General features: G+C 61.1%; 8 protein-coding genes and 1 pseudogene. 4 read left to right on the top strand and 5 right to left on the bottom strand.

The window, feature by feature from the left end:
• Positions 1 to 44: 44 nt before the first annotated feature.
• The 4 genes from KGB27_RS30125 to KGB27_RS30140 all read right to left on the bottom strand — a co-directional run bounded on the left by KGB27_RS30125 (position 45) and on the right by KGB27_RS30140 (position 2,796).
• Positions 45 to 1,343 (bottom strand): NAD(P)/FAD-dependent oxidoreductase, encoded by a 1,299-nt coding sequence (locus KGB27_RS30125; protein ID WP_223557313.1) that lies wholly within the window; start codon positions 1,341 to 1,343, stop codon positions 45 to 47.
• Between the two features lie 60 nt (positions 1,344 to 1,403).
• On the bottom strand, positions 1,404 to 1,577 hold the full coding sequence (locus KGB27_RS30130) for a DUF3094 domain-containing protein (protein WP_008028730.1): 174 nt from the start codon (positions 1,575 to 1,577) through the stop codon (positions 1,404 to 1,406).
• 68 nt (positions 1,578 to 1,645) lie between these two features.
• Entirely contained in the window at positions 1,646 to 2,173 is a 528-nt protein-coding gene (locus tag KGB27_RS30135) for an MOSC domain-containing protein (protein ID WP_008028728.1), read from the bottom strand.
• A complete protein-coding gene (locus tag KGB27_RS30140; protein WP_032828736.1) occupies positions 2,170 to 2,796 on the bottom strand; it encodes a DUF1780 domain-containing protein in 627 nt (208 codons plus the stop codon). The genes KGB27_RS30135 and KGB27_RS30140 overlap by 4 nt, the downstream gene beginning before the upstream one ends.
• Before the next feature lie 234 nt (positions 2,797 to 3,030).
• Between KGB27_RS30140 and KGB27_RS30145 the strand changes: the two genes are divergently transcribed.
• The 4 genes and pseudogenes from KGB27_RS30145 to KGB27_RS31705 all read left to right on the top strand — a co-directional run.
• A complete protein-coding gene (locus KGB27_RS30145) occupies positions 3,031 to 4,398 on the top strand; it encodes an aromatic acid/H+ symport family MFS transporter (protein ID WP_008028725.1) in 1,368 nt (455 codons plus the stop codon).
• Positions 4,395 to 5,600: a benzoate/H(+) symporter BenE family transporter gene (locus KGB27_RS30150; RefSeq protein WP_192419968.1), complete on the top strand. Its 1,206-nt coding sequence runs from the start codon at positions 4,395 to 4,397 to the stop codon at positions 5,598 to 5,600. Before KGB27_RS30145 ends, KGB27_RS30150 begins: the two co-directional genes overlap by 4 nt.
• Before the next feature lie 17 nt (positions 5,601 to 5,617).
• Positions 5,618 to 6,886, top strand: a complete 1,269-nt coding sequence (locus KGB27_RS30155) for an OprD family porin (protein ID WP_223481906.1) — start codon at positions 5,618 to 5,620, stop codon at positions 6,884 to 6,886.
• A gap of 242 nt (positions 6,887 to 7,128) precedes the next feature.
• Positions 7,129 to 7,530: pseudogene (locus tag KGB27_RS31705) on the top strand (methyl-accepting chemotaxis protein); the annotation flags it as partial.
• Between the two features lie 12 nt (positions 7,531 to 7,542).
• Here the strand turns inward: KGB27_RS31705 and KGB27_RS30165 are convergent.
• Positions 7,543 to 7,782 (bottom strand): DUF2790 domain-containing protein, encoded by a 240-nt coding sequence (locus KGB27_RS30165; protein WP_223453089.1) that lies wholly within the window; start codon positions 7,780 to 7,782, stop codon positions 7,543 to 7,545.
• Positions 7,783 to 8,143 lie beyond the last annotated feature (361 nt).

The raw sequence follows: 8,143 nt of genomic DNA on the forward strand, positions 1-8,143 counted from the left end.
CACCCCGCTATCGCGAGCAGGCTCGCTCCCACAAGGGATGTATATCAGTGAAGTTTCAGGCGCGGCTCAGTCCCGCGGCCAATCTTGCTGCCCAGCATCAACATCGCCGTGCGGAACGCGCCATACAGCGCCATCTGGTGCATGCGGTACAGCGACACATAAAACATCCGCGCCAGCCAACCCTCGAGCATCACGCTGCCGGTCAGGTTGCCCATCAAGTTACCCACAGCCGAAAAACGCGACAGCGAAATCAACGAGCCGTAGTCGGTGTACTTGTATACAGGCAGCGGTTTGTTTTCGATCCGCAGCTTCAGCGATTTGGCCAGCAACGACGCCTGCTGATGTGCCGCCTGGGCGCGCGGCGGCACATTGCGATCAGTGCCCGGTTGCGGGCAGGCAGCGCAGTCACCGAAGGCGAAGATGTTTTCGTCGCGGGTGGTTTGCAGGGTCGGCAGCACTTGCAGCTGGTTGATGCGGTTGGTTTCCAGACCGTCGATGTCCTTGAGGAAACCCGGCGCACGAATCCCGGCGGCCCAGACTTTCAGGCTGGCGTTGATCACTTTGCCGTCGGCGGTGATCAGGCTGTCGGCGGTCACTTCGCTAACGGCCGCGTTGGTCATGACATTGACCCCGAGTTTCTCCAGGGTTTTATGCACAGGCCCGCCAATGCGTTCCGGCAATGCTGGCAGCACCCGTGGACCGGCTTCGATCAAGGTGATGTGCATGTTCTCCGGTTTGATCCGGTCCAGACCGTAAGCCGCCAGTTCATGCGCGGCGTTGTGCAGTTCGGCGGCCAGCTCGACGCCCGTGGCACCGGCGCCGACGATGGCCACGCTGATCCGCTGCACCACATCCGTCTGCCCGGCGTGCGCGCGCAAGTAATGGTTGAGCAGTTGCTGGTGGAAACGCTCGGCCTGTTTGCGTGTGTCGAGGAACAGGCAATGTTGCGCCGCGCCCAGGGTGCCGAAATCGTTGGTGGTGCTGCCGACGGCGATCACCAGCGAGTCGTACGGCACTTCACGCGCCGGCACCAGTTCCAGGCCGGCTTCGTCATAGGTGGCGGCCAGCTGGATTTTCTTCTGTGCCCGATCAAGCCCGCTCATGCGCCCCAGCTGGAACTCGAAGTGGTTCCATTTTGCCTGGGCAACATAGTTGAGTTCGTCTTCGGAAGAGTTCAGGGAACCGGCCGCCACTTCATGCAACAGTGGTTTCCAGATGTGGGTCAGGTTCGCGTCGACCAGCATCACACTGGCCGTGCCGCGCTTGCCCAGAGTCTTACCCAGACGGGTAGCCAACTCCAGACCGCCGGCGCCGCCGCCAACGATGACAATACGATGAGTCATGGGGATATCTCGCAAGGCTAAAAGAAATCGGTGCAATTACCCGAGCGAGCGCGATGCAGCTCATAGCGTCAGGTAACTGATAAATCGGCTCAACAGGCCCAGGCCAATAGTCACTGCCAGCACCACCACCAGGAGCATCCACGGCCGGAAAGGCCGGCGCTCGACTCGGTGCTGGGACAGGTGCAGGTACTCTTCGACATGCTTTTGGTCGTCGGGGTTCAGGCGGCTGGTCATATCGGGCCTCGTCAGGGGTAGACGTTGCTGAATGTGGGGAAGCTACATGCGGGCGGCGGTGTAACACATCAGCCCGCATTGAACGGAGCATAGCCGCTCGCTGGAACAGGCTCGACGCTGACCGTATCGTCCAGGCGAATGATTCCACTTTGTAACACTCGGGCGGTGATTCCGCCATGTCCGCGAACGGCCTGAAAGGTGCCAGGGCCGAGGTTGTTTTGCAGGCGCGCGCAGGGCTGACACCAACCGGTGGTTTCGAAAATCGCCTGGCCGATTTTGAAGCGGCGACCCTTGAGGCTGAACAGGTTGATCCCACTGATAACGAGGTTGCGCCGCAAATCATTAGGCAACAGCGGATTATCTTCCGAGCGGCCCATCAGCGAGTTGATCACCGCCAGATGCTCCCACTGAATCAGCGTCACCTGCCGCGCATTGCGCACACCGGGGCGGGCGCGATCGCCGGTCAACCCGGCCTCGAGTCGTGCCTCCACGGCCTCCAGTTCGATCATCGGCACGTGTGGCTGCGGGCGCACGCCGATCCAGCGTACGCGGCCGGTTTGCGGGACTTCAGCGATCAGTTCCTGCAATGGACTCACAGGCTGATCCCGACATCGAAGACGATGCTGCGACCGAGGTTGCTGCGCAGGAAATCCGGAGCGTCGGGATGCGCAAATAAAACACGGGCGAAGGTCGGCCCCACCAGCGACAACGAGCGCCAGCCCTGGCGCAAGTATTCGGTGGGCGGCGGGAAATGGCTGTTGAGGTCGAGCACTTCGCGCTTGAGGCTGGCGAAGGCGATGATGTCCAGCTCGCCCAGGTCCATGCCGCGCTCTTTGTAGTTGTGCGCTTTTTTGCGCAAGGTCGGCGCCAGTCTCAGCAGGAATTCATTGGCCGGAATGCGCCGGGGTTTGGCTTCGCGACGCACCAGCGAACTCAGCGAAAACGCACTGCGTCGGCGTTGCAGTTCATCGCGCCACTCATCGTTGAGGCGCCGGCCTTCGTCGAGCACGAAAAACACTTCGAAATTCGCCTCGCGAAACAGCACGTCCGGCGGCTCCCCGGCGGGCGCGAACTCGTCGGTGCGGTAAGGAATGTTCAGCCCTTGCAGCAGGCGCTGGCACACCCAACGCTCACGCTCCCATTTGCGGGCATTGGAAAGAAACGCGTTGGCTTGCTCGGCCGCAATGGTCAGCAGGCGTAAGTAATCTGAGTCATCCATAGGCCCAAGCTTAGCGTTCAAATGCGTTCGCAAAGAAGACAGTTTGTCGGAGAAGAGCAAAAGCCTGTCACGCCATTGCCCCATCCCGTGCCCGTTTCAGGGCCCTGCACAAAACGGATAGCGATCTGCGCAAAGCGGATATTGCCCCGCGCCTGGCAGCTTTACCCTCGGCTTTACGGGACGTTAGCCGCTTTACCGACGTTCTGAATAAAACAACAACAAGAGATGAATGCCATGCGCAAGATCGACGTACATGAGGTTATCGACAACGCTCGATTCAACCGCTTCCACTGGATGGTGCTGTTCTGGTGTGCCCTGATCATCATTTTCGACGGTTACGATCTGGTGATTTACGGCGTGGTGTTGCCGATGCTGATGAAGGAGTGGGGGCTCAGTCCCTTGCAGGCCGGCGCGCTGGGAAGTTACGCATTGTTTGGAATGATGTTCGGCGCGCTGTTTTTCGGCCCGCTCTCGGACAAGATCGGCCGCAAGAAAGCCATCACGATCTGCGTGATGCTCTTCAGCGGTTTTACCGTGCTCAACGGTTTTGCCCGCAACCCCACCGAGTTCGGCCTGTGCCGGTTCATCGCCGGCCTGGGCATTGGCGGGGTGATGCCCAACGTCGTGGCGCTGATGAACGAGTACGCGCCGAAGAAAATCCGCAGCACGCTGGTGGCGATCATGTTCAGCGGCTACTCCGTGGGCGGCATGCTCTCGGCGGGACTGGGCATCGTGCTGATCCCGAGCTTCGGCTGGCAGTCGGTGTTTTACGTCGCGGTGCTGCCGTTGGTGTTGTTGCCGCTGATCATGTACTTCCTGCCCGAGTCGGTGGGTTTCATGCTGCGTCAGGGACGCAATGAAGAGGCGCGGGCCATTCTTCAACGGGTCGATCCGGCGTACGTCGCGCAGTCCGGCGATCAACTGCACATGAGCGAAGTGAAGGGCACCGGCACCCCCGTGCTGCAACTGTTTCGCGAGGGGCGCGCACTGCGCACGCTGATGTTGTGGCTGGCGTTTTTCTGCTGCTTGTTGATGGTTTACGCCTTGAGTTCCTGGCTGCCGAAACTGATGGCCAACGCCGGTTACAGCCTGGGTTCGAGCCTGTCGTTCCTGCTGGTGCTCAACTTCGGCGCCATTTTCGGTGCGGTCGGTGGCGGCGTGCTGGGCGACAAACTGAACCTGCCACGGGTGTTGGCGGTGTTCTTCGCCGTGGCCGCCGTGTCGATCACCTTGCTCGGTTTCAACAGCCCGATGCCGCTGCTGTACTTGCTGATCGCCATCGCCGGCGCCACCACCATCGGTTCGCAGATTCTGTTGTACGCCTGCGCCGCGCAGTTCTACTCCATGACCATTCGCTCCACCGGTCTGGGCTGGGCCTCGGGCATCGGACGCAACGGCGCGATTGTCGGGCCGCTGCTGGGCGGTGCCTTGCTCGGGATCAGCCTGCCGCTGCAACTCAACTTCATGGCGTTTGCCTTGCCCGGTGCGGTGGCCGCGATTGCCATGACCGTGTTTGCGATCAGCAGTCAGCGCAGTCACAGGCAAGCGCTGTCGGGCCTGCGCAACGGTTCGCCAGACGGGTCTGTCGGCGAAGCTTCATGAAAACGTTTGTCCGGGATTTTTCCCTGTCGGCGGCCGTCGCCGGATTTATCGCCACGGTGATTTCCTATGCCGGCCCGTTGGTGATTATTTTCCAGGCGGCCGAGACCGCACACCTGTCGCGGGAAGTGTTGTCGTCGTGGGTCTGGGCGATTTCCATCGGCAGCGCGGTGCTCGGCATCGGTTTAAGCCTGCGTTACCGCGTGCCGGTGATCATCGCGTGGTCGGCGCCGGGCTCGGCATTGTTGGTGGCGCTGTTGCCGGGGATCTCGATGCCGGAGGCGGTGGGCGCGTACCTGGTCAGCAGCCTGATCATTTTCCTGGTCGGGGTGTCGGGGGCGTTTGACCGGATCATCGGCAAACTGCCGGCGGCTGTTGCGGCGGCGATGCTGGCGGGGATTCTGTTCAGTTTCGGCACCGGGTTGTTTGTCTCGTTGCAGGGCAAACCGTTGCTGGTGCTGGCGATGTTTGCCACGTACCTGATCTGCAAACGGCTGATGCCGCGTTATGCGGTGGTGATGGTGCTGCTGGTGGGCTGCTCGATGGCGTTTCTCGGCGGTGATTTGCACAGCGAAGCGCTGGTGATCGGGTTGGCCACGCCGGTGTGGATCACGCCCGTGTTCAGCCTGAGCGCGACGCTGAACATTGCCTTGCCGCTGGTGATGGTGGCGCTGACCGGCCAGTTCGTGCCCGGCATGGCGGTGCTGCGGGCCAGCGGTTACGCGACGCCGTCCGGCCCGATCATCGCCAGCAGCGCGTTGGGCACGGCGCTGTTGGCACCGTTCGGTTGCCACGGGCTGAATCTGGCGGCGATCACCGCAGCCATTTGTACCGGTCGCGAGGCCCATGAAAATCCTGGCAAGCGCTACGTGGCCGGGGTGGTCGGCGGGCTGTGTTACCTGCTGCTGGGCATCTTCGGCGCCACCCTGGTTTCGCTGTTTTCGGCGTTCCCCAAAGAGCTGATCGCGGCGCTGGCCGGGCTGGCGTTGTTCGCCGCGATTGCCGGGGCACTGGCCGGCGCAATGGCGGTGCCAAGTGATCGCGAAGCCGCGCTGGTGACCTTCCTCACCACCGCTTCGGGCATGTCGTTGTTGGGTTTGTCCGCGGCTTTTTGGGGACTGATTTTCGGCATGGTCACCCATGTGTTGTTAAACGCCCGTCGCGAAAGCGCGGCGGCTGAAGCACTTCCAACTGTCGATCAATAAAAATAAGAGAAAAAACGATGAAACAGATTCTTCCAACAACCGGTTCCGTGTTGTCCATGGCGCTCGTCTCGGGTTTCTCCACCGGTACGATGGCGGCAGAGGGCGGCTTTATCGAAGACACCACGGCCACCTTGCAGGCACGCAATTACTACTTCAGCCGGGACTTCTCCGACATCGTCGGGGCGAACAAACAGTCGAAGGCCGAAGAGTGGGCGCAGGGCTTCATCCTTAACGTCAAATCCGGCTACACCCAGGGCCCCGTCGGGTTTGGTGTGGATGTGATCGGCCTGCTCGGCCTCAAACTCGACAGCAGCCCGGATCGGGTCAATACCGGTTTGCTGCCGGTCAAGGATGACGGGCGCGCGGCAGATGATTACAGCCGTCTCGAAGCTGCGCTGAAGGTGCGTTACTCCAAAACAGAGCTGAAGGTCGGGGAGTTGCAACCCAACCTGCCAGTGCTGGCGTTCAGTGATATCCGCCTGCTGCCGCCCAGCTATCAAGGTGCAAGCATCAGCTCCAGTGAGATCAATGGCCTGACTTTGCAAGGCGGTCACTTGAACACGACCAGCCTGCGCAACGAGGCGGGCGACGAAAAAATGCAGGCCATGCTCGGCCACGTGCCGCAGCGCCAGGTCAGCAGTGATGGCTTCAACTTTGCCGGCGCCGATTACGCCTTCAACGATAAACGCAGCTCGGTCAGCGCCTGGTTCGGGCAACTGGAAGATATCTACAACCAGCGTTTTCTCGGTCTCAAGCACAGCCAGCCGATGGGTGACTGGACCCTGGGCGCCAACCTTGGTTATTACGATTCGCGCGAAGACGGCAAGAAGCTGTTGGGCAACATCGATAACCAGGCGTTCTTCTCGCTGTTGTCGGCCAAGCGCGGTGGTCACACGTTTTATGTCGGTTATCAGGGGATGTTCGGTGACAGCGCATTCCCGCGTGTCTTCGCCAACATCTCGCCGCTGGGCAACGAGGTGCCGACCTACGAGTTTGCCTTTACCGACGAACGCTCCTGGCAGGCGCGTTACGACTACGACTTCGCCGCCCTCGGTGTGCCGGGGCTGACCAGCACCGTGCGTTACATTTCCGGTAATAACGTCGACACAGGGCAAGGGTTCGAGGGCAAGGATCGCGAGCGTGATCTCGACCTCGGCTACGTGCTGCAAAACGGCAGCCTCAAAGGCCTCGGGATTCGCGTGCGCAACGTGATGGCCCGTTCCAACTACCGCAGTGACATCGACGAAAACCGCCTGATCCTCAGTTACACCTGGACGCTGCTATGACCATTGAAAAAGAACAACCGCCTTACAACATCGGCTTGCAGGTCAAGCTGGAGCAATTGACCGAGTCGGTGCTGCAAACCGAGGAAGACATGCGCTTTGCCAATCAACTGGCGCGCACGGCCGGCGATCGGGTCAAGGCGAGTGCGCAGAGCATGCAATCTTCGGCCAGTGTGCTGGAGGACCTGAACCTCTACATGCAGCGTCTGGATCAGGTGTTCGATGAGCTCGGCAGTCAGTCGATGCGCATCGGTGCGATTGTCGGCAGCATCCAGGACATCGCCCGTCAGACCAATTTGCTGGCGCTCAACGCGGCAATCGAGGCGGCGAGGGCGGGCAGTCATGGCCGAGGGTTTGCGGTGGTCGCCGATGAGGTGCGCAATCTCTCGCGTCAGGCCGCGGACTCCAGTGCGCAGATCCGGCAAATCGCCACGGGGCTGGAGCAGTCGGCGGAGCATGCACGCCAGGGGATTCAGCAGTTATCCGGCTCCACTCGTCTGGGGCTGGAAAAGGCTGGAGTGGCTTTGCATTCGATGGGGGAATTGCAAAGCGGTGCGGTGGCCAGGGTCGAGGTGGTCGAACGGATCATGGCGCGTTTGGCCGGCCTGCATGATTTGGCGTTGCAGGCGAAACGGCTGATCGTGTGATGCCTGGTGGTGTTACAGGTTGCTTGTGCAGTTGCCCATGACTTGGTAGGTCACGCGATGGGTCTGGCCCTGATGGTCGATGTAGACCATGGTTGCCGGCACGACGTCGCACGCGGTTGCGGTGTCGGTCACGGAAACCACCTTGGCGATGTCCAGCGGCTGCGCCGGGTCGTACGGGGTGGCGGCGGGCTCGCTGGCGGCCATGGCTGAGGTGGCGATCAGGGTCAGAAACAGGGTGGTCAGGGTTTTCATTTTTGTGCGCTCGGTGTTGGTTTTGATGCTTGAAGTTTAGTCCTTGGTGGTGATGGATAAAGGGGGCTGGGGCTGATTCAGCTTTGCAGGAAACGTAACAATGGGGGGCATATCCGTTTCTTCGGTGAGGGCGGCTATTGGTTTCGCTCTTACAGCGAGTCACTTTCGAAAAGCGCGAAAGTAACCAAAGCGCTCTTGCCCCTTTCGTTCGGTGCCTCGCTAATGCTCGGCATGCCCTCGCTCCGGTCCTGCTCCGTGGGCCCGCCGCGATCGGCCATCCCTGGCCGTGCGCGGCTAACCCGGCATCCATGCCGGGTTGCCCACTGCGCAGAACCTGCGCTCGGCCTCTCGAGGGGGCGAC

This window comes from Pseudomonas sp. BF-R-01 (assembly GCF_019946615.1).
Taxonomy (GTDB): Bacteria; Pseudomonadota; Gammaproteobacteria; order Pseudomonadales; family Pseudomonadaceae; genus Aquipseudomonas; species Aquipseudomonas migulae.

What these genes read in the sequence shown, in the direction of transcription:
- KGB27_RS30125 (WP_223557313.1), bottom strand. Translation starts at nt 1,343, where the DNA reads ATGACTCATCGTATTGTCATCGTTGGCGGCGGCGCCGGCGGTCTGGAG.
- KGB27_RS30130 (WP_008028730.1), bottom strand. Translation starts at nt 1,577, where the DNA reads ATGACCAGCCGCCTGAACCCCGACGACCAAAAGCATGTCGAAGAGTAC.
- KGB27_RS30140 (WP_032828736.1), bottom strand. Translation starts at nt 2,796, where the DNA reads ATGGATGACTCAGATTACTTACGCCTGCTGACCATTGCGGCCGAGCAA.
- KGB27_RS30145 (WP_008028725.1), top strand. Translation starts at nt 3,031, where the DNA reads ATGCGCAAGATCGACGTACATGAGGTTATCGACAACGCTCGATTCAAC.
- KGB27_RS30150 (WP_192419968.1), top strand. Translation starts at nt 4,395, where the DNA reads ATGAAAACGTTTGTCCGGGATTTTTCCCTGTCGGCGGCCGTCGCCGGA.
- KGB27_RS30155 (WP_223481906.1), top strand. Translation starts at nt 5,618, where the DNA reads ATGAAACAGATTCTTCCAACAACCGGTTCCGTGTTGTCCATGGCGCTC.
- KGB27_RS30165 (WP_223453089.1), bottom strand. Translation starts at nt 7,782, where the DNA reads ATGAAAACCCTGACCACCCTGTTTCTGACCCTGATCGCCACCTCAGCC.